This window comes from Halococcus sp. IIIV-5B (genome assembly GCF_003602035.1).
In the GTDB taxonomy this organism is placed as follows: domain Archaea; phylum Halobacteriota; class Halobacteria; order Halobacteriales; family Halococcaceae; genus Halococcus; species Halococcus salsus.
This window is the reverse complement of record NZ_QZWE01000003.1, coordinates 137,385-163,570: the sequence shown is the minus strand read 5'-3', so window position 1 is coordinate 163,570 and position 26,186 is coordinate 137,385. Positions and strand designations below refer to the sequence as shown.

Sequence of the window (26,186 nt, the reverse complement as noted above, 5' to 3'; positions counted from 1 at the left end):
AACGAGGCGGGCGCACGCGAGTAACATATAAGGCCGACGGTAAATAACTCGCAAACAACTTCCCTGCTGCCAATGGAACAAAGCACACCTCACCGAAACGAAACGAACTCTGAGCAGGCCGAGGATACAGTGGCGCTATCAGGGGATCAATCAATTCCTGATACACCTTCATCGAATTATTTTTCCCTTGATGAAGACGAAGAACTCCTTTGGGAGGGTCGTGAAGGCCCGAAGGAACTCGTACCGGGTCTGCTGTGTAGTCTCCTATTCGTCCTTGCAGGAGGAGCTGTTCTTAGAATATCCTCGCTCGAGACCGTGGGTGAGGGTCCACCAAATGCCCAGCTACTACTGATAGTTTTGGGGGGTGTAATATTGTTCGTTGCTGTGGGTATTGCTGGATACACCTACTGGTCACATCGAAAGAAGTACTATGCAGTTACCACGAAATCCACATACCGAAGGCGGGGGGACTACATCTCAGTGATTGCGATGACTGATATTGTGATTGCAAATTTAGAGAGCCGATCTCCGTTAGATAAATTCCTCTCAAGCGGTGACCTCGCGATAAAATGGCAGGAGGATGGCGAGAAAGTAACAACATACCGTTCCGTTCCTGACCCTGAAACAGTTTGTGACCTAATAGCAAAAGGCACCTACGGCTCAGACTAGTTGCTCCGGGTCTGAACTCTCAAGAATCGCATCGATCGCTTCTCTTCCTCTTTCTGTCTGCTCAGGACTTGTATTTGTCGCGGAGCGCTTCTCGCTGGCGATTTAATCCATAATAGACAATCTGGTTTGGATCCTCCGAGACGTGGAAATTGCGAGTTTCCGAAAGAAGACACGCCTCATCGCTGGTCACTGTCGCTAGTTCGTCGAGGATGTGAGGGGCTGTTGTGCATGTCCCACCCAAACCGAGGTATTCCCGCTCCATCGCCACTGTTCCAATTGTGCTAGTTTCGAACCTATGAACATTGGGTTACACTCACGCGCGTCGACGCCCCGATCGCGGCTGACTGCTACGTTCCTGGTGAGGTGCCGACCCCGACGACCTCGTGATCCAGTTCCTGGAGATAGAGCGCGTGTCGACCCGCGCCACAACCCACGTCGAGAACGCGGCCCTCGGCACGATTTGTCGCCGCGCGCTCGCGCGGGGCCCATTCATCACACATAGAAAAGGAGAGTTCCGGACCACCGGATGGGCTGACAAATCCGTCGTCGCGTTCGACCATCTCGAAACTCTTCTCGCCCGCGTGATGCGCGCGTATGGCTTCACCGTAGGCATCCTCTCTGGGAGCCATAATTTGTCGTTTTGCAGGTGCCAGTATAAATCATCTCATTCGAACTCCTCAGCATAAAGGTGATTATAGTCACGGATCGTTCAGGCGCTTCGGATCCGCGGTCGTCTAAGATCGATAGTTACCCCACACGTTTGATGTGGTTTTGATTGGTGGGGTAACTGTGGTTGACCATCGTTGAGATTAACGTACTACATCAATAGGTCCACATGAAGTGATCTTTAAACTATCCCAACCACTCAATCTAGTGGTTCAATAGGAACAGTCGAGAAGACGCGATTTACATACCGATGGTAGGGAACTCCGTGCTGTCATCCATAGTTACCCCACATATTGACATACTCACCACTCGAGGGGTAACTATGACCAAAGAGAATCGAATTAAGCCCTCAGCGCCAGAACTGCCCAAGTACCTTTGGGAGCCACTTGAGAACCAATCCCCTGAACGTTTGGAAACAGTTGCCGGGTACGCAGCTGATTTGGCGGATTGGAAGCGTCAGCGACATCAAGTGGAACTCGAGCGTCGGCGAGCTGAGGAAGAGGTCAGCGAGGAAGAAATCGAACAGCTAGGTGAGCGCGAGATATCGACGGATCCAAAGAATTACGAAGACGTCCCAGCCAGTGGTGCATACATTACGGTCAAGACTACGAAGGAAACTGAAAAGACGTCATACAGATACTACTACTGGCAGTGGCGAGAAGGCGATTCCTGGAAGAATGAGTACATCGCACCCGTGGTCCCACGAGAGTAGACAAGTGGTGAGTCCTGCCGATCCTAGTTCCTGCTAGTTGAACGTTTCCGAGAACCCTTACTGGTAAGCTGTGACTTATGCGGTGGTGAGAGGGGTTTGAATGGATGGTTGCTGAGGGCTTTTTAATGTACGGCCCTCAATGGAGCCGTATTCAGCACACAATTTCTCGTCGTTACCTTCGCCCTCGTGGTCTACCCTTGGGAGACTGGAGTAGCTAACCTCTTATGGCAACAGTAGACGGAAGGAGGACACCGGGTTTCCGGTGAAAGCAACACACCTGATTTCCGGTGAATCTACCTTCTGTCAATCATATGCTATCTGTTTCTACTAGAACCTTTTTGACGATTTCCGGGTCCTCAAGGAGCTTGTGCTGGGTATAGCTCCCCTCAGCACTGCCACCACTACGACGAGTTTGTTCGGTAATATCTAGAAAGGCATGCTCTTTGAGGAGGTCACGAACACGTCGCAAGGAGAGACTAGTTGTGGCATTCTGTCGGCAAACCTGTTCATAGAGGTCAAATATTTGCGTGGTTCGGAATCCCACTTGGTTCTCACTATTCACTGAAAGTACTGTCAGGGCCTGCAGTATATGACGGGAATGGGGGGTCAACCCACGAATGAGCTCTCTGAACCGGTCCGTTTCGGCTTGTTCACGTGCTTCGATGACGAATTCTTCCCGAACATTTTCTGCATTGGTAGTTTGGGCGATCTCACCGGCGTATCGGAGAATGTCGATAGCTTTCCTCGCATCACCGTGTTCACGAGCGGCGAGCGCAGCAGATCGAGGAATCACAGATTCTTCAAGAACATCTTCGTGGAAGGCATCTTTTCGTGCAGCCATGATCTTCTCCAGCTGTGTCGCGTTGTAGGGTGGGAAAACGAACTCCCGTTCACAGAGGCTGCTTTTCACCCGCTCATCCATCCTATCTTTGTACTTTATCTTGTTGCTGATACTAGTAACTCCGATTTTGCAGCGGCTGAGTTTTCCTGCTTCGCCAGCTCGGGATAGTTGCATCAAGATATCGTCGGAGTCCAGCTTATCAATCTCATCTAGTATGACAATTACGACGTCATACTGGGCGTCAAGAAGGTTCCACATCCGCTTGTAGTACGTTGCTGTACTGAGACCTTTGTCGGGTATTCGGATATCGGTTGCAGACGGATTGTTGAGCGAGCTTGCGATCGTCTGGACGGCCTGTGTTTCGGTGGTATCTTGTGCACAGTCTACGTACGCAAACGCCGCGTCAACTCCTTCCTCTTCTGCCGTACCGACAAGTCGTTCGGCGACGTATTTCGCACAAAGAGATTTTCCAGACCCAGTCTTTCCGTAGATTAGGACGTTGCTTGGACTCTGGCCGAAGATCGCAGGATTCGCTGCGCTGGCAAGGTTAGCGATTTCATCGTCCCGACCGACGATGCGGTCCTCCTCTGGTAGGTGACTGATCTCAAGCAGCTCCTTGTTCGCAAAAATTGGGTCCTCACGGATGAATAGCTCACCTGCGTTTGACATGGTTCCTTGGACACCACGTTTCCGGTGAAATGGCTTTAATGTTTTGGGGAGACGCACACACCACGTTTCCGATGAAAACACCCTGAAGTAGCCGTGAAGCGCAGTTGAAACGAGGGTCCACGTTCATCGGAAAGCAAGTGATTAGGCAAGAATTCGGGCAGGAGGGAAGAAGAAAAGGGTATACAGATGGTTCAGAATTATAGGACAAGGCGATAGTCAGTTCACTTGAAAATTGAAACTGTCAGCGATTAGCGATCGCTTTCTTTTGTAGCGATAGTGGCATACGGACAGTACACAGACGAGGTATAAAAATCTATGTCAGACAAATCGCTTAGATGTCACTGGCTGTTCTGTCTTGCTACCTAGAACTCGTCTTATTTTGAGGACCTCTCAATCTCCATTACATCGGAAACGTAGTGTGTGCGCATAGTCAGTACCTTACAGTAAACTCTTTCAACTGGGTGCACACCCATCTGCCTCTCGTCAACAGCACCGGAATATTCCGATGATGATTCTTGATTTCACCGGAAACATGGTGTGTCTCTCCGATCACGAGAGGGCCCACTGACTGAAGACATACTTCCTCAGTTGACTCTTCACCGGAACCACGGTATATTCAACTTTACCGTCTGCCAGCGATTAACACAGTTATTCAATCCGAAGCGCGTATAGAGTGCACTTCGATCGACACCAGAATATTATCACTGAAGAGTTTCTATAGGACAGGATAAGGGAAATGCAGAACCGAAATTAGGACAGGATAAGGGAAATGCAGAACCGAAATTAGGACAGGATAAGGGAAATGCAGAACCGAAATTAGGACAGGATAAGGGAAATACAGAACCGAAATTAGGTCGCATCAAGGTCGTATCCCCATTCACGCAATATTTCAGCGACAAGTTTTGGATTTCGCTGAGCAACGACCATCGCCGCTTCGCGGTAATCTGACTTGTACACATTTTCACCCACCATCTCTTCGAGGGCATCCTGTAGATCACTCTCTGCTTCGACCACTTCATCACGGAGGAAGAACGGAACCTGCTCCCGGCCAGCGTTCACCTTTTCTCTACGCAGTTTGTATGGTATCGACTCTCTTGTTAGACGTTTTGGGTTCGAAGTGGCTTCTGTGGCCTGTGTCGAATCATTCCCCTGATTGCCAGAAGTTCCTATATTCTCCTCGTCTCTGCTGACTGTTTCCGTTTCGGTCTCTTGATCGTCTTCCTCCTGTGAGCCGTCGAGCCCAGCGTCTCGTGATCCTGATTTGAGGCCCATTATACAGTCACCTCTCCTTTCTCCAGCCCTGCTTCCTCCTCAAGACTACGAGCGAGGTCGTCGAATTGTTCGAGTGTTTCTAATTCGTAGTCACGCTTCCGACTACGATGATTCTCTATATAGTAATACGGACTACACTGCTGTTTCCAGCAGCCTTCCATCAACGACCCTCGCTCACCAACAACCACGGGGACCGGGAACCCACTTTCTCGAAGATCAGAGAGTATCTCATGCTGGTCACGAGTGTCTTTGTATCCGATTGGAACAATCGCTAATACGCCTATATCTACCCCAACCCCTTCCTCTAAACCGTTGACAAGGTCATCCAGGCCTTCGATTGATTCTTGGCCCTTTGCTGTCGCTTCAAACGGAATAACGACGTTACGGACAGCAACGAGCGCATTGTACAAAATCGGGCCAGCCTTTCCGGCCGAATCTACAATCACAACATCGTATTTTTCGCGGATATCTGCTTCACGAAGCACTCGGTGGAGTTGGCGGTACATGCTGTACGCTTCTCCAAGCCTCTCTGCCTGGTTTTTTTCGTTGAGAAGAAATTCGTGGAGGTCTTCGAGCATGTTATGTGAGGGCACTAGGTCCACACCATGCTCTACAGTATGAATGAGCTCCTCAAAATCGCCCTTTGGACGACCAACTAAGTGTCGTACAAGATTATCGACCTCTTGATTTCCCCGGTCGTATTCCGGGCCGAACAAATACGTAAGACTCCCGTTTTGTGTGTCCATGTCGATAGCAAGGACGCGATTCCCAGCGCGTGCATGGCTAACCGCTAGTGTCGCTGCAGTCGTCGTTTTCCCTACTCCACCAGCCTCGGAAACAGGCGCATACGTCAGCATAACCTCCTAGTTGCGGGAAGCACATATAAATCTAGGTCAGACGATATAGTTGTAAACTATAGTTGGAAAGTATAGCTATACATCATAGCTATAGTGTGTGGCTATAGCACAAAGCTATACTGTACAGCTATGGTTCAGATATGAAAAGTGGCTACTCGGTAAATCCGTGGGGTTCCCACTATCCGCTCCTTTGGTCATTGGACTGGATTCTGGCGGTCACACGTAAATGAGGACCTTAACCGATCCCTAGCACTGTTCACGCTTGATATAGTATATCGGTAAATCGTATGGTGCTATACTCTGCATAAAAATGCGCTTGCTAGACAAGTCACAGAGCGGCTACGGTCTAATTGGTTTAGCACATCCCCTAGAGGAATGATGCAGCCACTTCCGAGAAACCCATCTTTCAGCCCAGCTGTGACTTCATGTGTTCTATAGTTGTCCAGATATCCAAAACTCGTATCCGCCCCTCGTAGTACGTGTTTTCAATCACCCCTTCGATAGCTCGTTCAGCGTTTCGGTCATCCATCACGACTCCAACGGAATCATGTGGTGTTGAACCAAGCAGCATCACGGCTGCTGCTGGTAGTTCTGCATCGGTCTTCCGTAATTTATCTGGGGCTGTCTTCTCGAACTCTGCTAGTCGTTCGTGTGCCCGCTCGAGAACTTCACCCGCTCGTGGTCCATCGTGCACACGAACACCCGTCTGAACCTCACCAAGGGCTGTTACCCACTCCGTCGTGTTCGCTCGATCGACCCAGTCAATGCTAATGTATCCACGCTGTTCAGTGAGCTCTTCAACGACGCTCTCGGTCAGATAGAGATCTCTGTCCTTGGACCGAACGTATTCGATGAACGTCTGATACTGCGAACTATCCGTGCCACCAATTGTCCGGAGAAAACTCGTATCAAGAATAAGGGCCGTTGGAAACGGCGATGGATGGCCCTCACTCATCGGTGCGCTCGTAGGGAGCCTGCTCAAGCGCTTGCTGAGGAGTCTCCACCTCAAAAGAAATATCACTGAGTATTGGATCAAACTCCTTCACCACAGCGATGACCCGCTCGATCGCCTGTGTGACTGCAATTGCCTCAACAGCAGGCACACTCAAGTTATCCGCGACCCCTCGTCGCGTCATCTCACCTTTCAGGTAGTCGACTGTTGCGGTAATAGCAGGTGCGAGTGCGGCCTTTCCGTGGCGATCAATGAATAGCTCCAGATCTTCGTTGATGCTCGTTGCTCCATAGACAGCAATAGTGACCGGACTGAGCTTGAGAGTAGCTTCATCGGTCCAGTCCCCGCTTACAGCGTCAGCACGCCAGAGGGCGGATCCATCCTTATGTGAGTCAAGCTCCCTTGCAACACCCAGCTCAGCCAGGGTGTTGGCGTACTTGTAGGCGGTGCTCTTGGAGAATCCCTGGCGATTACGCGCAGCGGTGACTGTGGTTGGGGAATTGATCAAGAGGTCGGTATAAAAGCGCGCGAGCTCGGGCGTTCTGAGTAGCTCTTGGATGGCGAAAAATCGGTGGGCTGTATCCCCAACATCTGGCGGACGGGTTGGGAGCGGCGTATTTGACATAGTCCCGAGTACGCGAACTATAGACTAAACGGTTCCGGTGAATCCGAGTTGGTATGGGGTGAGAAACTCTGAGTTATCTCGTCATTACATTTGAGTCTCACCCTACATTGAAAGAGCCAGTTAGGATGAGTCCCCTGAGAAGGGGGGTGGCGACTGAATATCATTCGTAGTTTCTCAATCACACTTCTACCATGATTGAAACATCGCGGGCTTACTGGAATCCTTATACAATACCCTTACTACTTAGGCAAAAGGTCGATATACTCTCAAAGCTAATATTGTGCATGGCCTTACCTCAAACCACCGTAGACACGTCCAAATCAACTCTCTTCGATGCAATTCTCGAAAATGAGTCGAACGATCTCCTTAGCACTGGGTTTGATGAGGCTCTTACAGAGGCACTCATCACCGTACTCGGAGAAATAGATGACCCACCGAACGTTCACCTTCTCGCAACCGAATCCGTATTGAAATGGGTTCGAGACGACTTCGTCTTAGCGAGCGAGGCTGCAGATCTCATTAAAAGTGAGACGCTCTCGATGCGGACTGACGAAAGCGTATCCGAGAATCGATTGGTCATCAGCGAAGAATCCGTTGTCTCACTCGTGACCGCCGGTGAATACACCGCTGGACTCCCCACCGACAACGAGGAGTTCGTCGGAGCAGCAAATGAGACATGGAACGAACGCTGGAATCAGGCCGAGGAATTCTCGCTCCGAACACCGCCACGCTCACGGGTGGAAGCCTCTCTCAACGATGAATTCGGCTCGGAGGTCGAGGAAGACTTCCGAGCGATGCTGGACGCAGTTAAGAGTACTCGCAGCAATGAGGGACTCGATGCAGTGGATGTCTGTCTCCTCGTGGCCGCCAAACACGAACTCCTGCTCTACGATGTTTCGAAGTGGGGAGAGGATATTGGCCTCGCAAGTAAAGCAACCTTCTCACGAGCAAAAACAAACCTCGAAGAGAGCGGCCTCATCGAAACCGAAAAAGTCCCGATCGACGTCGGCCGACCGCGTCTACGGTTGCTCCTCGGCGAAGAAGATCTGCGGGATGCCGATATTGACGAACTCCCCAGTGTCGCTCAACGGTTGACCTCAAGAATTCCAGCATAATTCTCGCTGTCATCAGCATTCTCGGTAGAGCACTTCTCCCCTTTTACCAGACAATGGGGGAACTAGGTAGAATCCTCTAACAGTGCATCTTCTGAGTTGGTGGGCAGACGCCGATTGAGTTCGCAAAGAACTCATATCTCCGTGCTATATTCTGAGAAATGGCATACGAAAATCTCGACACAGAACTCATTAACGAACTCTTGAATGATGGTCGCGCGAGTCTTCGGAGCCTTGCCGAGGAACTCGACGTCTCGGTCACGACGATCTCAAACCACATCGCCGAACTCGAAGATGCAGGTGTGATCGAAGGCTACTCGCCAGAAGTAAATTATGACGAGCTGGGATACGATGTGACGGCTACTATCCAACTCAACATTGAAGGGGGTAAACTCGGCGACGTTATCGAGAATCTCCGCGAGCACAACCAAATCACGTCGATCTACGAGGTTACTGGTGACTACGATGTCATTGCAGTCGGGAAGTTCAGAGATACCGACGAGATGAACGGCCAGATCAAGGCTCTCCTGAACGATTCCGGGGTCAAAGAGTCCAACACCAACGTTGTGTTGAACACCGTCAGCGAACACAAGCAGTTCGAACTCGACGTCAACTAGATCACTTCTCATAATGATTGGCCCTCTGAGTACGAGATTAGAGAGACACGCAACGGTCAGCTAGAATACCGTTGGATACGTGCTGAATCAAGAAGGTGATCCAAGATCTCTATCACCTTCTCTGGTGGTGGTTTCGGAGGTTTTAATGCTGGTATGGGTGGTGAATAATTCACAGGATGGCATATCAGTCGCTCTGAGGTGGCGTCCTGTGGTGGCGAAGTCTCACACGCACTTTGCCATCCGCGTTTGCTACGAACTCCTACTGGAATTGAGGGTTGTCCGCGCCAGCACCGGCAACTGCGTCGGCAAGGCCATCATCGAAGTCGGGTTCGAATTCAGCGTCGGGATCCTCAGCTTCTGTCGTGCCCTCTGCAGAGCACAAACGCCGGAAGCGTTCATAGTAGGTGTTCTCGACACGTTTGGCTTCCTGCTGTGCGCTGAGAATCCGCCGATACTGGTTAGCTGTCGAGGCGGCGATATCCAGTTGGCGAGCACACTCAGCCCCTGAATTACCCGCCTCAAAGCACTCGCTGAGCGTCTCAAGATCGAAATCAGCTGTTGTGTCTCGTTCACGAAAGAGATGAAGACCGAGGCGAGCTCGAGTCACAGTTCTATCCAGACTGCTATCACCGAGTTGTCGGGCGATTGCCGTATCACCCTCGCCCTTAAAGAACGCCCTCACGAGCGTCACCAGCTGGTCGGTCGACAGTTGGGTACTGAGGTTATATCGTTCGTGCATTTCCTTGATGGTTGAACGAATTTGCTGGTCAGCATTCGTATTCGAGTTCCATCTTCCTCGCTGGTCTTCTTGTCGCTCTGTCGTTGTGGTGTCTCCCCTCGAGACATCCATATAGATGGATGTCAGATCCTCAACGTCCGTCATCGGTTTTTTCTCTACGCTCTGCATAACCAAGAACCTGATGATCGGACAAAATAGTGGCGAGTCCTTTTCCACAGTTGCGGGTATAGTCGCGGTTATCTGAGAAGGTCGCTATCAGAGACGATGCTCTTGCTTGCTCTTGCCAACAACACTCTTTCTATTCTGATGGATGGGATACCAACTCTGTTTGGACGTCTGATCAACTTGGATCTAACAGGCAGACCGTAGTTTGGCAATACAAAATAGTACATGGCCTGTCGCCAGATGGCGGTCTTTCAGTGTACGTGGTAGGCGTACATGATTGACCTCAAAAGGTTCGGTGACTTCATTACCGCTTAGCTCTTTAGGTGCTTCTGGCGACAAGGTAAAGATACGAGAGAGGGTCGCTGGGTTCTGCGCGGGATAGAATTCTACACAGACGCATCTTTCAACCGCGAGCAGATAATAGGTACAGATATGACCAACAGTGGAACCGTTCCACAGTCGCCCTCCCCTACTCTGGAGACAGACGACAAGCGTGAAGAGTTCATTGAACTGAGTAGGCTACCCGGCGACAGTACCGTCTCACGTGCGGACCTCCAGCGCGACGAAACCGTTCGTCGGTGGGGTCTCGTTACCCCGAGTGCGACGCGTATCGGACGCGCTGAGGCACCCGAACACGACCTCAGCGAGAACATTCGGCGACTCCACGAGGAACGCCATCCAGCGATGGAAGGCTACAGCGAGCGGGCTCACCGTCTCGAGAAACTTCGCCTCACGCACGCGCTCTGCAGTAGTCTCGGACTTACATCCTGGCAACGCGACCGCGCTATTGGGACGATGGTTGACCTCGATCTCACCGCGTTCGGAAGTCAGCGCGCTATCCCGAAAGTCGCGCTCGTCGTGATCCGCCACGTTGTCGATCTTGAACGAGAACACCACCTTGGTCTTCATGACAACGACTGGATCGCCGAACAGCCACCCGAGCGACTCGCCGACCTTTACGAGCAGTTCCAGTCGATCATGGACGATGAGCAGTTCACAGAACTCTGCGAGCAACACGACCTCGGTGTAACGAACCTGAACCGGCTACGGCGAACGCTCGTCGACCAGCTAGACGAACAAGACCTTCACAACGCAGTCTATGGCCGGAATCCCTACCGGGACCCGAGTCTGCCAGATCTTGTGGCTGGTTCCTCGGCATGACCCACGAATCTACGAATTGAGTGCATTCTTTAAGTGCTTCTGGCGACAAGGTAGAGATACGAGAGGAGTTGAATGGGCTCCCATTTCGTCGCTTCTAGCAACTAGCCATTTTGCTGTATTGTTGCTGTGTACCGAAGTCTTGCTGTCGAGTGGTATCCTTAGTCTTGAGGACAACAGTGAGCTCTTCACACAAGGAATCGTGCCTCTCTCAGCGGGACCTACGCTTCTTCGTCAGCGGTCGATGACGCGGTTCCAATGACTTCCGCGAACGCGACGTTCTCACGAGCGTTCTGGATTTCGACTTCAACCTCGTCGTCCGGGCGAGCACCGGGGACAATGACAACATAGCCTCGCTCAACTTTCGCGATGCCGTCACCTTGGTCGCCGACTGATTCGATAGTGAGTGTGCGCTTGTCGCCGCTTTCGACTGGCGGCGATCGTGTCGTTGACTCCGAAGTATTGGATGACGACTGCGAGGGAGAGTCGCTTTCCTCACCAGTTTGCTCTGTTGAGAGAATCGCGACACGATAGGTTTCGCCGGCGACGACTGAGCCGTTCTGTAGTTCATTCTGCGGAACCTCGATTCGATACGACTCACCATGCTGTTCGACAGACCCACTGTAAAGACATTCCAACCGCTCTGAGATTTCAACCATTGCGTGATTCCTCCGTTTTCGAGCGGGGGTATTGAATCTTCGCTCCCAAACGATCGAGACTAGTCACTACGAATTATCCACGAATTCATGCTTTCGGAGGCCAACATCGTGCATGAGCTGGGAGCGGCGACTGCCGCCACTCGCCGAGGACGCCCTCGATATCCTGCGTGAAGCAGCGAAGGATGAAACCGGCAGTAACGAGACTGGCGAACAGGATTTCTCGAACGCGGATTTCACAAAAGATAGTGCCACGGCAGTGCTGGTCGCAGACGAGGAATTCACGGAAGCCGATGCGGAGCATGCCTTGGAACTGCTTGAAAGTCGTGGCCATATCTACTACGTTGACGACAAGGTCTATCTCACGCCGACTGACGATTGATGGTTGAGGGCTCTTCGATCGAGTCAGTGAGAGATTGAGAAGCCATCTGGCCTGACGAATTCTCCACTTTCAGTGTACTTCGATAGCTTATAAGTCTCTCTTGGTGAAAACTCCGGGTATGGCAAACCTGATTGTCCAGTCGGCGGTGAAGGAGCAGCTTGACCAGATGAACGTCTCCGCGGATTTCTATGACTCCCTTGACGACGAGGTAGCCGACCTCCTCGCTGATGCCGCTCGCCGAGCCGAAGATAATGACCGCAAGACCGTTCAGTCACGCGACCTCTAAACCGAGTTCGAATGCGCTAGAGAGCCACTTTTATTGTAGAACGTAGATACAAGCAAGCGTCGCCTCTGTGCCGTGTGCCTAAACGACGAGTCTTCAGATATAGGCGTCTTTCGTTACCCCACAATTCGGGGATTGTTCCCGAACGTGGGGTAACCAACCTCGCAGGACACCGGGTTTCCACTGAAACTTCGGAAAATCGCTGGTCGAATTACGCACTCGGTGTCCTGGTTTCGGTCGCACTCTCAACCTGAGGGGTCGGAGAGAAGCAGGAGGTCCTGAATATGAACAGAGGCGGTGGTCACGGTGTTGAATGTGGACTCTCGCTCATAACCTCATATGTTCAGTAGGAAGGGAGCCCCGCACTAGTTCTCACCCACTATTCGAACCAGAGTCTCGCTCCAATATTTGCTAAGACACGGAACCGCGGACATGGTGGGGTTAAACGTTACCCCACGATGTAGAGAAATCGAATACGTGGGGTAACCACGAGTGCCGCCGAGCTCGGCTTCGCCGTCGCGAACATGCACACCGAGTTATGCAGTTCCTCACTGGCGATATGTGCGTGTACCGATGGAGCTCATGATGTGAGGTTATTTAGCACTGCTACTTTCAGTTCAGATGACTCCAATGGCTGAGCGCCCGAACGTAGACCGATATCTGGACGCCCTCGAAATTCAGAATGTCGTTGCCTCATCAGCGATTGGTCAGGAGATTGATCTTGAGGCTCTCGCAATGGATCTCGAGGGCGTTGACTTCGACCCTGAGAACTTTCCCGGCCTGATATATCGGACTGAGGAGCCACGAGCAACAGCGTTGATCTTCCGCTCCGGAAAGATAGTGTGTACTGGCGCGAACTCGGTTGAGGGCGTCTACGAGGCGCTGGAATCGACGTTTGAAACACTCAACAATCTCAGCCTCCGAGTTGATGAAAACCCGGCGATCACCGTCCAGAATATCGTTGTGAGCGGTGACCTCGGTGAAACACTCAATCTCAATGCGATCGCGATCGGTCTTGGACTCGAAGCCGTCGAATACGAACCGGAGCAGTTCCCAGGACTCGTCTATCGACTTGACGAGCCAGATGTCGTCGCGCTCCTGTTCGGTTCCGGGAAGACCGTCATCACAGGCTGTAAGCAACTCGAGGACGCAGAAAAGGCGACAGAAGTTCTCGTTGAACGTCTCTCCGAGCTCTCCCTCTTCGGGTAACAATACCTGAACTGAAGCGATCCCATGAAATGACGTACGAGAACCTCGACACGGAGCTCATCAACGCACTCATAGATGATGGCCGGGCGAGCCTCCGAAGCCTTTCTGAAGAACTCGATGTTTCGGTCACGACGGTCTCGAATCACCTGTCCAATCTCGAAGAGACGGGGGTAATCAAGGGGTACTCACCGGAGGTGGATTACGGCGCACTAGGCTATGATGTGACAGCGGTCATCCAACTCAACGTCGATGGGAGTACGCTAGACGAAGTCGTTGAGAGCCTCCGTGAGCACGTCCAGATAACTACAATCTACGAAACCACTGGTGACTACGACGTTGTCATGGTTGGGAAATTCAAAGACACGGACGAGACGAACGACCAGATCAAGACACTGCTGAACGAATCTGGAATTCAAGAATCCAATACGAACGTGGTTTTGAATACGGTCAGCGAACACGAGCAGTTCGAACTCGACATCGAGTAGCATCTCTGTAGACGAGAGTACGCAATGAGTCACGCTGAGTTGCCGAGTGGCTACAAGCACTCTAATGAAGTTGCGTAGGAAAAGTGGCCGATCCAGCCAAAGTAATCCTCTCTCCCCATTCACTTTATTATTTTGTGGGATTGATTGTCAGTATGGCCGAAAATCAAAAGAACTATGATGTTAGTACATAGCTCTTCATGTGGGAAGTGGCTGATCCAGTCTGGGTACCCATACCCATTCACTTCCCACTTCGTGCCTACTTTCCTCGCCAACAGGCGACTGGCTGACTGATAGCGGCTCTTGACATCGGTGACCATGTGTAGTTCATCAGAAAATGAGGATGTCAGAAGAACCGAGCGAGGTACTCCAGATTGGAGAGCAAAAGACGAATAACACTCGGTGGGTCTTGGTTCGTAATGCGATATTGTTCAAGGTAGCTACTTTGCACATAGAGAATGCTGGCGAGGTCCACGGGATCGTCAGCTACTTTCTTAGCATCAGTGACTTCGTCCATCAACCCTGATCCGTTTGGTTCCTACTCTAGACGTCGGTACACGCCGTTCGGAGAACAGCTTCACTAGCAGTCTTGACATCCGTCCTGTGGATGGCCACCATGATACTTGGAAATTAAAGCGATAGTCTAACAGCTCATCATGAATTATCGGTGAACTCAGTTGAGGCGTCGCCGCCAATGTCGACCAGATTTAGTCGTCGTTTGCGCTCGCAGCAGTGAATGTCGCCTCCGATCGAGATGGAGTATCACTACTACCGTGAGTAGGTTCTTCGACTTGGGTGTAGACGATGACTGCTCCAACCAGTGCGAGCACTGCCGCGAAAGCGAACGGGTAGATAAACCCATAACTCACGAGGAACCCTGACGAAAGCGGGCCGATAGCACTTCCGAGACCGAACGCCATCGTGAGTACGGACAACTGGCTCCCTGACTGACCTTCGCCAGCGAGGTCGCCGGCAAGCGCGAGCGCAGGTGCGAACACCATCGCACCCGCAATACCTTGGATGGCACGCGCGGCGATCATGAAGAGCGGCGTCGTTACCAGCCCCTGTGCTAGCGTCGCCGGAATAAGCACCACGAGGCCGGCGAGAATGAACGACCTTCGTCCGTACTCGTCGCTCGCCTTCCCGATCGGTGTCTGGAGCAACACTTGAGAGATAACGAACGCGCCGAACTCAATGCCGAACAGCGTCGCACCCTGATTCAGGTGCGTATTGATCTCGGTCTGAATCGTCGAGAAAAAGGCGATCCCGACGGCCATGAACAGTGAGGCAACTCCGAGCGCGAAGATCGGGTCGAGGAGGTGGTCACCATCGTGGTCGAACACTGCCACTGAAATATCGTCGCCGGCCTCTGCGTGGGTGTTCTCGGAGTCGGCGACCAGCGCGAGCACAAGCACGGCACCGAGAGCTGCGCCAATCGTCGCGATGTAGAAAGCGGCGTCGAAGCCGGTGAGGCTGAACCCAAGGATCGAGTACGGGCCCGCTGAAACGACGCCACCGGCGACCATCGGACCAATCCCGAAGCCCAACAAGCGAAAGGTGTTGAACGTGCCCATGCTGCCGCCACGGTTCGCATCGGTTGAGAGCTCGTTGACCAGTGCGATAGTCGCGGGCACGGTGAAGGCCACGCCAACACCCTGAATCGCGCGGATCACGAGCGTCACGACGTAACTTCCCGAGAACGTGTATGCGAAGTTCGCGATCGCGAGGATCGCCAACCCGGTGACAATGAACAGTTTTCGGTTACCGAGGCGGTCGGACCACCGACCGGTGAAGACTTGGCCAATACTGTTGAGGAACCCAAAGGCCGAAATGATGATCCCGGTGATCAGCGAGACAGACAATCCAAGTGTGCCACCCGAGATGACTCCGCTCGCGATGTAGAGCGGGAGGACTACTGCAAGGAAGGAGTTCCCGATTGAGTCCATCATCCGGGCGATGCCGAGTGTAAAGATTTCGCGGTCGACACCGAGAATTGTATCGCTGGTTTCGGTTGTGGTTGTCGCCTCGCTCAAGAAGTGATCGCCCCGTGTTCGTCGGTACCGTATCGGTGCAAATACGTCTCGTTCTGTAGTGCCTTTACCATACTAACCAATTGGTCAGCAACTTATAAAAGAGTTGTGCGAGAAGTCATTGTCATAGGCATAACGATCCGGTAGAATACGCTCTGAGATGAATGCATAATGCTTTGAGAGCTCGACAGACAGCTGATCCGTTGTCTTACAATTCGTCTAAAAGGAATACCTTTTGAACACTTGGTATAGTTCCTGGTGATGGTCATAACACTCACTGAGAAAACAGGTATATGCATTGCGGAGGACTGTGCTGCATGGGCAATAATCAGCCTGAAATCCCGCAAGAATTCCACCACCTTTTCGAGGACCGTACACATGCACATATCGCGACCACGCTCCCTGATGGAAATCCACACGCAACACCAACATGGATTGACCATGATGGAGAATATGTTCTTGTGAATACGTTCCGGGGAAGCCGCAAGGAACGGAACGTCAAGCAGAACCCTCATATCATTGTCTCAATGACTGACCCGGAGCAAGGGAACCGATTTTTAGTTATTCACGGGAAAGTCGCGGAAATCACCGAGGAGGGTGCCGACGAACACATCAACCAACTTTCCCAACGGTATCTCGGCGAAGATACCTATCCTGGGTTTGGTGGCTCAGATGGCCCACGAGTCCTACTGAAAGTTCGTCCAAATCGTGTCATTTCATGACGCGTAATTACGCTCCAGGCTATTCAATGGGCATACAATAACTACTTATCGACATTATAACCTCACAATAGAGATGTATTCTTGTTTAGAGAGCAAAGGATGAGTAACAATCAACGAGATACCGTTCATGCTCGCTATCCACCAAGCGGAGATCTCGTGGAGCTCCTCGAATTCGTCTTGCTCGCCTCACATCTGTTTCCGCCACGCACAGATACTTTCAGTCGTACGACATGGATGTTGGTATGAACACAACTATCGTGAGAAGCACCAACGCGGTTGTGGCATCCAATATCTCGCTCCCGGAACAAGCTGGTTCCACGCAGCATCACCGATGACGGCACGGTCGCTCTTGTTTACAGGTCCAGGCGATGTCATGGTTCGTGAATCGGCGGTCCCAGATCCAGGGGCTGGCGAAGTCCAAGTGCGCACGGCAGTATCGGCTATCAGCGCTGGCACGGAGCTACTAATATACCGTGGACAAGTCCCTCAATCGATGGCAGCCGACGAGACCATCGATGCTCTTGACGGTGATTTCGAGTACCCGTCCAAATATGGATACGCAGCAGTCGGTCGTGTGACGGCGGTCGGTGAGGACGTCGATACTGACTGGCTCGATCAACGAGTGTTCGCGTTCAATCCTCACGAGAGTCACTTCCTCACCAAACCAGAGCACCTCCACAGAGTTCCGGATCCCGTCTCCGACGCCGCGGCCGCGTTGCTGGCAAACGCAGAAACCGCTGTGAATTTTCTCCTCGACGGTGGCCCAGCGATAGGCGAACGTGTCACGGTGTTTGGGCAGGGGATCGTCGGGTTGCTCACGACTGCGCTGCTCGCACAATTTCCGCTTGAGACCCTCTTGACTGTAGATGACTACACCCAACGCCGAGAACTATCACTGTCACTGGGAGCCGATTACGCCCTTGCGCCCGACGAAGACATACACAACTATTTCGAGAGCATCGAACCCGATGGAGTGGACCTTGCTTATGAACTCTCGGGAAATCCGTCCGCGCTCAACGATGCTATCCACAGCACGGGAACCGCCGGTCGCGTGATCGTTGGATCATGGTACGGCACGAAACCTACGGAACTCGACCTCGGCGGTGAGTTCCACCGAAGTCGCATTCGTCTCCAAAGCAGTCAGGTCAGCACCATCGATCCCGAAGACCGGGGTCGGTGGACCAAAGAACGCCGACTCAGTGAGGCATGGCGGCTTCTCGGACAGCTCGACACTTCCTCACTCATTACCCATCGGATTCCAGTTGAATGCGCCGCTGACGCCTACCGACTTCTCGACGATTCGCCCGCGGATACTCTCGGAGTCCTCCTAACTTATTGAACTTTCCACGTCCGACTTCGGATAAGCTTGCTTCGCTCAACAACCGTTTTCCACCCAAACCCTGACCGAAAAATTCACTCGTTTGCTTCGTTCACTCGTGGTACAATGGGCGATGACTACTGCCTTGACGCCACCAAACTTTCCAGAGCGCGACGATATTTATATTTGGCAATCATTCACCGAGCATGTACACCGTTACCGTCATTGAGGGGTTCATCGCTCAGCACTACCTCACAGTATCGGATCCCGGTCTCGAGGGCAGGGTCCACTCACATCACTACGAGGTCGAACTCACGCTCTCCGGCCCCGAGCTCGACGAAAACAACTACCTCGTAGACATCGACGCGGTCGAAGGAATCCTCGCCGAAATTCGTGCACGTTACGGGGACACCCTGCTCAACGACCAGCCACACTTCGAGGCACACAACCCGAGCGTCGAGCGATTCGCGCGCGTGCTCTGGGAATTCGTTAGTGAGAAACTCGATACCGCAGCCCTCGAAACCCTCGCCGTAACGATCTGGGAGGACGAAAACGCGTCGGCCGTCTACGAGGACTCCGTCTAAATGGACGTTGGACTGGTGATTTACGGCGACCTTGCCACCAACACTGGTGGCTTTCGCTACGATCGAAAACTCATCGAAACACTCCGTGACCATGGCGACCGCGTCGACGTCATCTCCCTCCCGTGGCGTGAGCCCATCCACGGACTCCTCGATGGGTTCTCGGACCGACTCCTCGACCGACTCGACACCGACTTCGACGTGCTCCTAGAAGACGAACTCGCCTCGCCCACGCTTGTCGGTCTGAATCGCCGGCTTCGCGCACGTCGGAACGTCTCTATCGTGACGATCGTCCACCACCTCCGGTGTAGCGAAGAGAATCCACGATGGCGAAATCGCTTCTATCGGGCGTTCGAACGCCGGTATCTCGATGGTGTCGACGGCGCCATCTGCAACAGCGAGAAAACACGCCGAACAGTCACTGAACTCGCCTCACTCCCGACGACGGTGGTCCCGCCAGCGGGCGATCGATTCGACCCCGCCATCGACGCCATGGAAATCGAAGCTCGTGCGACCGACCCTGGACCACTTCGAATCTGCTTTCTCGGTAGCCTCGTCCCGCGGAAAGGGCTCGACACACTCATCGAGGGTCTCTCCCGGATCCCCGACGGCCGCTGGGAGTTGTGCGTCGTCGGTCACAAAACCGATCTAGCCTACGTCGCTGCCGTATGCCGGCGGGTCGAAGCGTTCGACCTCGATGGGGTATCGTTCGTCGGCGAACTCACGGACGACGAACTCGCACCCGTGCTTGAACGGCACCACGTGTTGGCGATACCGTCGACCCACGAGGGATTCGGTATCGCCTACCTTGAAGGGATGAGTTTCGGCCTCCCGGCGTTGGCGACGGCTGCCGGCGGGGCACGAGCGTTCGTGGACCACGGCGAAAACGGGTTTCTGCTCCGGCCGGATGACCCCGGTAGTGTGGCACGCGCGATCCGGACACTCGATGCCGACCGCGCTCGCCTCGCACGAATGGGAACTGCCGCCCGCGAGCGCTACGAGGGCTGGCCGACGTGGGCGGAGAGCACCGACGAAGGAAGGCGATTCCTCGAAGCGATCGCTGGGACGACGGCCGAATCGAGGGGATCACCTCGTGTCGAAGCCTGAGGAGTCGTTTCAGCGATATTTGGCGGCGAAGCAGACCGTCGACGACCGCGCGCTCAACCGTCGAGTCCTTCGCCGTCTCGCGGACGAGCTCGCTGGTGCCGGAGTTCTCCGTGTTCTCAACGTCGGGGCCGGTATCGGAACGACCCTCGAACGACTACTCGAACGCGACGTTCTGCCCGAGAGAGTCGAGTACACACTGGTCGATATTCGAGAAGCGAACCTCAACACCGCGCGCCAACGTCTCCCGCGCTGGGCGGCCGAAGCGGGATACGAGGCGACCAAAATTGGCGACGAACTCCACGTCGTGGGGCACGGCAAGCGAGTCGAGATCACGTTCGTCGTCGCCGACGCCTTCGAGTTCGCGGAGCGGGGAACGTGGGACCTCCTCGTCGGCGGGGCGTTTCTCGACCTGTTCGATACCCGGTCGGCCTTCGACTCGTTGCTCTCGGCGCTCGGTCCCGGTGGTCTCTATTACTTCCCAATAACGTTCGATGGCGGGACGGTTTTCGAACCAGCCATCGATTCGACACTCGACGCTCGAATCGAGCGGGTGTACCACGACCACATCGACGACGGCGGTGACAGCCACGCGGGTCGGCACCTCCTCAGGCGGGCATGTGAAATCTCTACTGTGCTCGCTGCCGGGAGTTCTGACTGGGTGGTCCACCCCCAAGGAGAAGGCTATCCGGCCGAGGAGGAGTTCTTTCTCGAATACATCGTGGACACCGTCGCCGGGGCGCTCGAAGAGACGGGGCGGATCGAGACTGAATCGCTCGCCGACTGGACCGAGACGCGCCACCGACAGATCACGCGGGAGGGACTCGTCTACATCGCCCACCAACTCGACGTGCTTGGGCGGGTGCCGATCGAAGCGTGAGATCTCTCCGATGGAACGCCGTGATGGACGTCTTCGGTTCGGACGGTGAGCGCGTCACCGAAGAAGAACTCGTCAAACACTGGCTCGCCCTCGAACGCGAAAAAACGGGACTCGATACGACCGCTCTCGATGGGATGAGTCGTCGAGAGGCGCTCGACGAACTCCTGGAACGAAAGCCGGGTGCGGCCGCGTTTCTGTGGCGTGCCAGTCCCATCGAGTGGTCGCGAATGACGCTCTCACGCACCGAATTCGAGCGCCTCCGCGTCGTCGGTGGTCCCGAAGGACTGCTCTGGCAGGCGCTCTCGCCGGACGGCACCGTCATGGGTGCAGCAGAACGCGTCGAGAACGAGGATTTGGTGGTGCTCGGTGCGGAGACCGGCGTCGATGTCGAACGTGTGGTCGCGTTCGCCGACGAACTCGCAACCGGTGGCGAACTGGCCGAACTCGTGCTCACGAAACGTCGTGGTAGCGGCTCGCCGCGTGTCGCGGACGGTAACCACCGCGCGACTGCGGTCTGCCTCCACCTGCTTCGCACCGGTGAATACCGCCCGCAGCGCGCGTACCTCGGTATCGGGAAAAACCCAGTGCTGACGCCGCTGTACGAACGAATCCGCGGTGTGTTCTCTCGGCTTCGGCCGGGTGGTCCCCGGTGGTAACCCTACTCCACGGTCGACGATTCCTGTAACCAAATACCGATACTGGCTCGTGTCCTACGCTGGATAATCGTGGCGAACACACAGATCACACTCATCCAGATCGACAACTACGGGCCGTGGACCGTCACCCCGGAGCCACGTCGCGAGGTCGACCTCCAGACGCTCCAGTCGCGCCTCTACGCCGACTTCTCACAGCTGTTCGGCAACCGCGACGGCTACGTCTTCTTCTCGCGGTTCGATAACATGGTCGCCGTGACGAACGGCATCGACATGGAGACGCATTCCATGATTCAGGAGTCGGTGGCGAATCGCTACCCTGTGACCGTGAGTCTGAGCACTGGCGTGGGAGAAACGCCGGCCGCGGCGCTTGAGACAGCGAGTACGCAGTTACAAGTCGCCGGCAGCGCACAGGACAGCGACCGACGCGAGATCCTGCGGGGCGAGACAGTTCGAGCGGAACACCGCACCGACAATGACGTGCAGATCGCCCACTTCGACGTCAACGACGCAACGGGAAGGTATACCGACCAACTCAACGCGTTCGATACGTTCATCCACATCGAGCAGGGCTACGCCGAACTCATGCGCTATCTCCGCGAGGCCCACGACTCGCTCGCCTTCTTCGTCGGCGGTGACAACATCATCAGTGTTTGTTCCGCTCTCGACGAGGCAGCCTACCGCGACGCCATCGGCCACGTCCGCGAGGCGGTCGACGTCGACCTCAAGGTTGGCGTCGGCTGGGCCAGCACCGCCCAGCCCGCCGGGATGGACGCAAAACACGCCCTCGAAGTGTGTCGCCACGACGGCCACGACGTCGTCATCGGCAACTGACGAGGCCAGTAGCTGCGGTAGTCGTTCAGTGTAGTGAACTCCTAAAGGGAGAAAGCGTCTATCGTCGGTGCACACCCACCGAAAGTGTACACGATACGATTTACACAACACAGTCAGAGTTACGAGGGTTTGAGATCCGCTTGCGCCAGCTAACCAACGACGTCTGATCGTAATTGAACCGATTTCTCGGCGATCGCCCCCGTTCGTCGTCGTGGTCGTACCGCGATAACCATCACGTCGGAATCAAATTACACTGTTGGGCCATAGTCGATCTATGCTCTTCGTGACTCACCTCGCGGCGGCAGCCCTTCTCGGCCGTTTCACACGGCTACCGGCCGTCTGGGTGGTCGTCGGCGCGGCGCTCCCCGACGTCGTGGACAAACCGCTCGCGTGGCTCGGTCTCGTCGAACCGTTTCACTCGATCGCCCACACGGCGCTCTTGCTCCCGGTCGCCTGTCTCATCGCGCTCTCCAGCCGACGCGGGGCGGCAGTGGCTCTCGGCTGGGGCTCACATCTCGCTCTCGATGCACTCCACATCGTCCTCAATGGTCGCCCGGATGACGCGCTCTTCCTCGGCTGGCCGGTGGTCTCGCCGACGGATCCGCTCGGCATTCCGCCCGGCGAGTTCTTCATCTACTACCTCTGGACGCCGTCGTTCTTCCTTGAAGCCGCCTTTTGGACTGCCCTCATCGTATGGGTCATCTACAGCCATCGCACCGGTGTGCGAACAAATTCGTGACTTCAAGCACGGGCTCCACCCTTCGTCAGATGACTGATGGCCGTCGCACTGTCGTGACGAATAGCGCATCTTTCCCGCGTTGCGCCGATAGGGATGACGATGGGGCTCCTCCATGGAATCAGTGAGTGGGTGCTCGCGTTGGACGAAACCGTCGCGAGAGCGATGTTCGAGTCCCGGACGCCGGTGGTGACGAAAGTGATGACGTCGGTCACTGGTTTGGGTTCGGCGACAGCGGCACTCGTCTTTCTTGGGCTGTTTTACCTAGCCGACTGGCGTCGGGAGCTGAAGACTGCCGCCCCCGCACTCATGCTAACCGGGGCCGTTGTTTTCGCTCTCATGCTCGGTGTCGACCGTGCCTTCCCCCCGAATCCGGTCTGCCTGACCTCGGGATCCGAAACGGTCACATCGTCGTTTCCGTCGGGTCACGCGGCTGCCGCAACGGTTTTCGCGTTGGTTGCACGGCGCTCCACCGTTCTTCCGTCGATACTAGTTACTATTCTCGCAGCCGCGGTCGCGATCTCACGGGTCTATCTCGGTACCCACTACCTCAGCGACACGGTCGCCGGCGTCGTGATCGGTGCGGCCGCGTTCGCCCTCGTGGCGTGTGGGCTCTCGTCCCGGGAGCGGCGAACGGGAGCTTTCTTCAAAACACGATGACTGGAACACCCGGGACGAAATTGGACGAGCGCGATAGCTCACTCCCCGAGTGCCGTGATTCGGCGTCGTTCGCTTGCACTCAACCGGATCCGTGCGGCAGCGATGTTCTCGACTAGATGGCCGGTATCGACGCTCGCGGGGATCGGAACGACGCCACGGGCGACGTTCCACGCTAGAACGACCCCCGCTGGGGAGACGTCGTGGACCGCCGCTATATCGTGAAGCGTCGCGTTTGTTTCGAGGTCGACACCCGACAGCGGCGAGTGGGCGAGCACCCTGATACCGCGCTCGTGACAGTACCGAACGAGCTGGGTTCGGGGCGTCGATGGGTCGATCCCGACTTGGACGATTCTTGGTCGAATCCGGGCAGTCTCGACAATGGGGGCTAGCTCTTTGATGGAAACGTTACAGATACCGAGCGTTCTGGTGAACCCCTGATCGACGAGCGATTCCATTCGTTTCCACGTCTCGCTCAGCGGGACGTCGACCGTTTGGGGCGTTCCGTCGTCTTCCTCCGGAAACGTTAGCGCCTCCTGCTCGGCGACCGATTTCGTCGCGAGGTCCCGAAGTGGTCCCTGATAAGCCCAGGCACTCGGCCAGTGAAGCAGATAACAATCCAGCGCTTCGATTCCGAGCGCGTTGAGGGTCCCCTGACAGGCTTCTGTGACGTGTCCGTGGTTCGTGTTCCAAACCTTACTCAAGAGGAACAGTCCCTCACGGTCCGGGCTCCCGGGTGTCGCGAGTAGATTACCGATCCGCACCTCGTTTCCGTACAGTTCGGCCGAGTCGAGCAATCGATAGCCGGCGTCGAGGCCGGTCGCGATCGAATCAATACGGTCGACGTACTCCCCATCACGGTACCGTGAGCAGCCCAACCCGACCGATGGTAGTCGGATCGTCGCAGGACGAGCACTGGCTGTCGCGCTCGTCGGTCGAACCGGTGGCACGGTCGGTGGGTCGTACTCGACGCCGTATGCCGACAGCTCGACTGATTGTCCGGTGTCCGCAGCGGTCTCGATCGCGTTGCAGACGGCGACGACGTGGATCGCACGGCGTGCTCCGGTGTACGACCTCCGTCCTCGTTCGATCGCATCGGCCAACCGTTCCGGACCATCGAGATATGAATATCGCCGGGGCGGGTGCGGGTCAGGGGCTGCGGTGTACGGTCGCCCCTCACCGGCTGTCGAGATCGTTTCGCGATCGGTGACGAGCGCACCGGTATCCGCGAGATAGAGCGACCCGTCGTCGCCGTGGAGTTCGAGACTGTTGAATTCGCGCGCTCGATGCGGCGTGTAGAGACTCGCCGTCAGCCGAACTGCCGTGCCGGCATCGAACTCAATCGTCGCCTCGTAGTGGGTCGGCCCGCTGGGGGCGTCGGCTTCCCGCTTCGGCCACGACTCGATCGCATCCGCGACTCGGATCCGGCTCACTGGACCGAAGAGCGTGACCAGCAGCGTGATCGGGTATACCGCCCCATCGTACAGTGGACCAACGTCGAGGAACGATTCTGGATTCTCGTGCCAGCTCGTCACGCGGCCGACGTGTGCATGTGCGTACCCGATTCCGACTTCCCCGAGGCGGCCATCGCCGAGCAACGACCGAACGTGTCGCTGGGCGGCGGCACGGTGGGTGGTCGGCGCGCAATCAAGGCCCAGACGATGGTCCTCAGCTATCGAGACGAGGTTGGCTGCGCGCTCGGCGTGCAGCGCGAGCGGTTTCTCGCTGAAGACGTGGCGGTCGGCGCGGAGGCACTGCTCGGTGACCGGGGCGTGGGCGGCGTGGCTGGTGAGGTTGACGACGAGCGGTGCTGATTCGTTCGCGAGCATCGAGGCGAGATCTGTGTACGCTTCGATCCCGTGTGTCGTCGCGAACTGCGTCGCCGCCTGCTCGCTGAGGTCGCAAACGGCGGCGAGATTGAGCGGCGAATCAGCGAGGTCCTGGGCGTACTTCCGCGCCACGGCCCCGGCGCCAACGAAGAGGCAGTTCACGTGATGCTCTCGAGCGCTCAGTGCGAAAAGACCGAGGATCGAACGACTTCTTGGACCCCCACGATAGACGGTTCCGACCGGAGCCACAACGAACGGCTCAGAATGGGTGCATCGCTACGGGTCTCTTTTCGAGTCGATATTCCGGTGCCGCATTCCAACAATACAACACTAACTACGCAGTAGTGACGACATGACGACGAACCCCGATGCTCGATTCACCATCGCTACCGTCCCTCCGCTGTACCGGGTCGCGATCATTCTCTCGTTGGTTACCGGTGCAATCCATCTTTACCTCGGGATATCGTTCATTACGAACCCACTTGGCTGGAGCTTCCTCTTTGCAGGCATCGTGTTCTTCGTGGCACCGCTCGCGATTTTCACCAGCACACGGCGACGAGCCGTCTTGTTACTAGGAATCCCCTTCACCGCAGGCCAAATCGTCATCTGGTATCTCATCACCGATTCCTACGGGACGCTCGACGTCGTCGACAAGGCCACTCAGGCCGTGCTCGTCCTCGTGTTGGTCGCGCTTCTCTACTGGGATCGGTAAGGAAGACACTCGGGGCGGGAGCTTGCCTCTCACTGCGGCTTTTTGAGCGCTTCTTCGGTGATGG

General features: G+C 55.1%; 29 protein-coding genes. 19 read left to right on the top strand and 10 right to left on the bottom strand.

The window, feature by feature from the left end; genetic code table 11:
• Nucleotides 1–72: 72 nt before the first annotated feature.
• Nucleotides 73–669, top strand: coding sequence for a hypothetical protein (locus D3261_RS19655; protein WP_147464918.1), 597 nt, complete (start codon nucleotides 73–75; stop codon nucleotides 667–669).
• Between the two features lie 347 nt (nucleotides 670–1,016).
• Here D3261_RS19655 and D3261_RS03905 read toward each other — a convergent pair whose 3' ends face one another.
• Nucleotides 1,017–1,298 (bottom strand): methyltransferase domain-containing protein, encoded by a 282-nt coding sequence (locus D3261_RS03905; RefSeq protein WP_120069149.1) that lies wholly within the window; start codon nucleotides 1,296–1,298, stop codon nucleotides 1,017–1,019.
• A gap of 359 nt (nucleotides 1,299–1,657) precedes the next feature.
• On the opposite strand from D3261_RS03905, the gene D3261_RS03900 reads away from it, so the two are divergent.
• A complete protein-coding gene (locus D3261_RS03900; protein ID WP_120069146.1) occupies nucleotides 1,658–2,047 on the top strand; it encodes a hypothetical protein in 390 nt (129 codons plus the stop codon).
• A 307-nt stretch (nucleotides 2,048–2,354) separates the two neighbouring features.
• Here D3261_RS03900 and D3261_RS03895 read toward each other — a convergent pair whose 3' ends face one another.
• The 5 genes from D3261_RS03895 to D3261_RS03875 form a co-directional block, all read right to left on the bottom strand.
• Complete coding sequence (locus D3261_RS03895; protein WP_120069144.1) at nucleotides 2,355–3,557, bottom strand: orc1/cdc6 family replication initiation protein; 1,203 nt, start codon at nucleotides 3,555–3,557, stop codon at nucleotides 2,355–2,357.
• An 849-nt stretch (nucleotides 3,558–4,406) separates the two neighbouring features.
• A complete protein-coding gene (locus D3261_RS20295) occupies nucleotides 4,407–4,829 on the bottom strand; it encodes a hypothetical protein (protein ID WP_199693907.1) in 423 nt (140 codons plus the stop codon).
• Nucleotides 4,829–5,686: a ParA family protein gene (locus D3261_RS03885; RefSeq protein ID WP_120069142.1), complete on the bottom strand. Its 858-nt coding sequence runs from the start codon at nucleotides 5,684–5,686 to the stop codon at nucleotides 4,829–4,831. Before D3261_RS03885 ends, D3261_RS20295 begins: the two co-directional genes overlap by 1 nt.
• A 406-nt stretch (nucleotides 5,687–6,092) precedes the next feature.
• Nucleotides 6,093–6,641, bottom strand: a complete 549-nt coding sequence (locus D3261_RS03880) for a hypothetical protein (protein ID WP_120069140.1) — start codon at nucleotides 6,639–6,641, stop codon at nucleotides 6,093–6,095.
• Nucleotides 6,634–7,263 carry a hypothetical protein gene (locus D3261_RS03875; RefSeq protein WP_233553872.1) on the bottom strand — a complete coding sequence of 210 codons (630 nt, stop codon included), beginning with the start codon at nucleotides 7,261–7,263 and terminating at the stop codon, nucleotides 6,634–6,636. The genes D3261_RS03880 and D3261_RS03875 overlap by 8 nt, the downstream gene beginning before the upstream one ends.
• Nucleotides 7,264–7,547: 284 nt before the next feature.
• Between D3261_RS03875 and tbsP the strand changes: the two genes are divergently transcribed.
• Both tbsP and lrp (D3261_RS03865) read left to right on the top strand, forming a co-directional pair.
• Nucleotides 7,548–8,378: a transcriptional regulator TbsP gene (gene tbsP, locus D3261_RS03870; protein WP_120069138.1), complete on the top strand. Its 831-nt coding sequence runs from the start codon at nucleotides 7,548–7,550 to the stop codon at nucleotides 8,376–8,378.
• Between the two features lie 158 nt (nucleotides 8,379–8,536).
• Complete coding sequence (gene lrp / locus D3261_RS03865; protein ID WP_120069136.1) at nucleotides 8,537–8,992, top strand: HTH-type transcriptional regulator Lrp; 456 nt, start codon at nucleotides 8,537–8,539, stop codon at nucleotides 8,990–8,992.
• Between the two features lie 259 nt (nucleotides 8,993–9,251).
• Here lrp (D3261_RS03865) and D3261_RS03860 read toward each other — a convergent pair whose 3' ends face one another.
• Nucleotides 9,252–9,899 (bottom strand): response regulator receiver protein, encoded by a 648-nt coding sequence (locus tag D3261_RS03860; protein WP_120069134.1) that lies wholly within the window; start codon nucleotides 9,897–9,899, stop codon nucleotides 9,252–9,254.
• Nucleotides 9,900–10,328: 429 nt separating this feature from the next.
• Between D3261_RS03860 and D3261_RS03855 the strand changes: the two genes are divergently transcribed.
• Nucleotides 10,329–11,057, top strand: coding sequence for a DNA-directed RNA polymerase subunit epsilon (locus D3261_RS03855; RefSeq protein WP_120069132.1), 729 nt, complete (start codon nucleotides 10,329–10,331; stop codon nucleotides 11,055–11,057).
• A gap of 218 nt (nucleotides 11,058–11,275) precedes the next feature.
• Here the strand turns inward: D3261_RS03855 and D3261_RS03850 are convergent, their stop codons facing one another.
• Nucleotides 11,276–11,713 (bottom strand): TRAM domain-containing protein, encoded by a 438-nt coding sequence (locus D3261_RS03850; protein ID WP_120069130.1) that lies wholly within the window; start codon nucleotides 11,711–11,713, stop codon nucleotides 11,276–11,278.
• Between the two features lie 112 nt (nucleotides 11,714–11,825).
• Between D3261_RS03850 and D3261_RS03845 the strand changes: the two genes are divergently transcribed.
• The 4 genes from D3261_RS03845 (at nucleotide 11,826) to lrp (D3261_RS03830) (ending at nucleotide 14,069) form a co-directional block, all read left to right on the top strand.
• A complete protein-coding gene (locus tag D3261_RS03845; protein ID WP_120069129.1) occupies nucleotides 11,826–12,092 on the top strand; it encodes a hypothetical protein in 267 nt (88 codons plus the stop codon).
• Nucleotides 12,093–12,210: 118 nt separating this feature from the next.
• A complete protein-coding gene (locus D3261_RS03840) occupies nucleotides 12,211–12,378 on the top strand; it encodes a DUF1931 domain-containing protein (protein WP_120069127.1) in 168 nt (55 codons plus the stop codon).
• A gap of 627 nt (nucleotides 12,379–13,005) precedes the next feature.
• Nucleotides 13,006–13,584: a TATA-box-binding protein gene (locus tag D3261_RS03835; RefSeq protein WP_120069124.1), complete on the top strand. Its 579-nt coding sequence runs from the start codon at nucleotides 13,006–13,008 to the stop codon at nucleotides 13,582–13,584.
• A gap of 29 nt (nucleotides 13,585–13,613) precedes the next feature.
• Nucleotides 13,614–14,069, top strand: a complete 456-nt coding sequence (gene lrp / locus D3261_RS03830; RefSeq protein ID WP_120069120.1) for an HTH-type transcriptional regulator Lrp — start codon at nucleotides 13,614–13,616, stop codon at nucleotides 14,067–14,069.
• A 704-nt stretch (nucleotides 14,070–14,773) separates the two neighbouring features.
• Here the strand turns inward: lrp (D3261_RS03830) and D3261_RS03825 are convergent.
• Nucleotides 14,774–16,015 (bottom strand): MFS transporter, encoded by a 1,242-nt coding sequence (locus D3261_RS03825; protein ID WP_120069266.1) that lies wholly within the window; start codon nucleotides 16,013–16,015, stop codon nucleotides 14,774–14,776.
• Between the two features lie 398 nt (nucleotides 16,016–16,413).
• On the opposite strand from D3261_RS03825, the gene D3261_RS03820 reads away from it, so the two are divergent.
• The 9 genes from D3261_RS03820 to D3261_RS03780 all read left to right on the top strand — a co-directional run bounded on the left by D3261_RS03820 (nucleotide 16,414) and on the right by D3261_RS03780 (nucleotide 23,584).
• On the top strand, nucleotides 16,414–16,818 hold the full coding sequence (locus tag D3261_RS03820; protein WP_120069117.1) for a PPOX class F420-dependent oxidoreductase: 405 nt from the start codon (nucleotides 16,414–16,416) through the stop codon (nucleotides 16,816–16,818).
• A 331-nt stretch (nucleotides 16,819–17,149) separates the two neighbouring features.
• On the top strand, nucleotides 17,150–18,157 hold the full coding sequence (locus tag D3261_RS03815; protein ID WP_120069114.1) for a zinc-binding alcohol dehydrogenase: 1,008 nt from the start codon (nucleotides 17,150–17,152) through the stop codon (nucleotides 18,155–18,157).
• Between the two features lie 185 nt (nucleotides 18,158–18,342).
• A complete protein-coding gene (locus D3261_RS03810) occupies nucleotides 18,343–18,720 on the top strand; it encodes a 6-carboxytetrahydropterin synthase (protein WP_120069111.1) in 378 nt (125 codons plus the stop codon).
• On the top strand, nucleotides 18,721–19,824 hold the full coding sequence (locus tag D3261_RS03805; RefSeq protein WP_120069108.1) for a glycosyltransferase family 4 protein: 1,104 nt from the start codon (nucleotides 18,721–18,723) through the stop codon (nucleotides 19,822–19,824).
• Nucleotides 19,811–20,701: a trans-aconitate 2-methyltransferase gene (locus D3261_RS03800; protein ID WP_120069105.1), complete on the top strand. Its 891-nt coding sequence runs from the start codon at nucleotides 19,811–19,813 to the stop codon at nucleotides 20,699–20,701. Before D3261_RS03805 ends, D3261_RS03800 begins: the two co-directional genes overlap by 14 nt.
• Nucleotides 20,698–21,357, top strand: a complete 660-nt coding sequence (locus D3261_RS03795; RefSeq protein WP_233553871.1) for a hypothetical protein — start codon at nucleotides 20,698–20,700, stop codon at nucleotides 21,355–21,357. Before D3261_RS03800 ends, D3261_RS03795 begins: the two co-directional genes overlap by 4 nt.
• A gap of 69 nt (nucleotides 21,358–21,426) precedes the next feature.
• Nucleotides 21,427–22,188, top strand: coding sequence for a GTP cyclohydrolase III (locus D3261_RS03790; RefSeq protein ID WP_120069100.1), 762 nt, complete (start codon nucleotides 21,427–21,429; stop codon nucleotides 22,186–22,188).
• A gap of 274 nt (nucleotides 22,189–22,462) precedes the next feature.
• The gene (locus D3261_RS03785) at nucleotides 22,463–22,927 is read left to right on the top strand and encodes a metal-dependent hydrolase (protein WP_120069097.1); all 465 of its coding nucleotides are present in this window, start codon (nucleotides 22,463–22,465) and stop codon (nucleotides 22,925–22,927) included.
• A gap of 99 nt (nucleotides 22,928–23,026) precedes the next feature.
• A complete protein-coding gene (locus D3261_RS03780; RefSeq protein ID WP_120069264.1) occupies nucleotides 23,027–23,584 on the top strand; it encodes a phosphatase PAP2 family protein in 558 nt (185 codons plus the stop codon).
• 38 nt (nucleotides 23,585–23,622) lie between these two features.
• Here the strand turns inward: D3261_RS03780 and D3261_RS03775 are convergent, their stop codons facing one another.
• Nucleotides 23,623–25,572 (bottom strand): aldo/keto reductase, encoded by a 1,950-nt coding sequence (locus D3261_RS03775; protein ID WP_120069094.1) that lies wholly within the window; start codon nucleotides 25,570–25,572, stop codon nucleotides 23,623–23,625.
• Between the two features lie 190 nt (nucleotides 25,573–25,762).
• Here D3261_RS03775 and D3261_RS03770 point away from each other — a divergent pair, with 190 nt between their 5' ends.
• Nucleotides 25,763–26,122: a hypothetical protein gene (locus D3261_RS03770; protein WP_120069092.1), complete on the top strand. Its 360-nt coding sequence runs from the start codon at nucleotides 25,763–25,765 to the stop codon at nucleotides 26,120–26,122.
• Nucleotides 26,123–26,186: the final 64 nt, after the last annotated feature.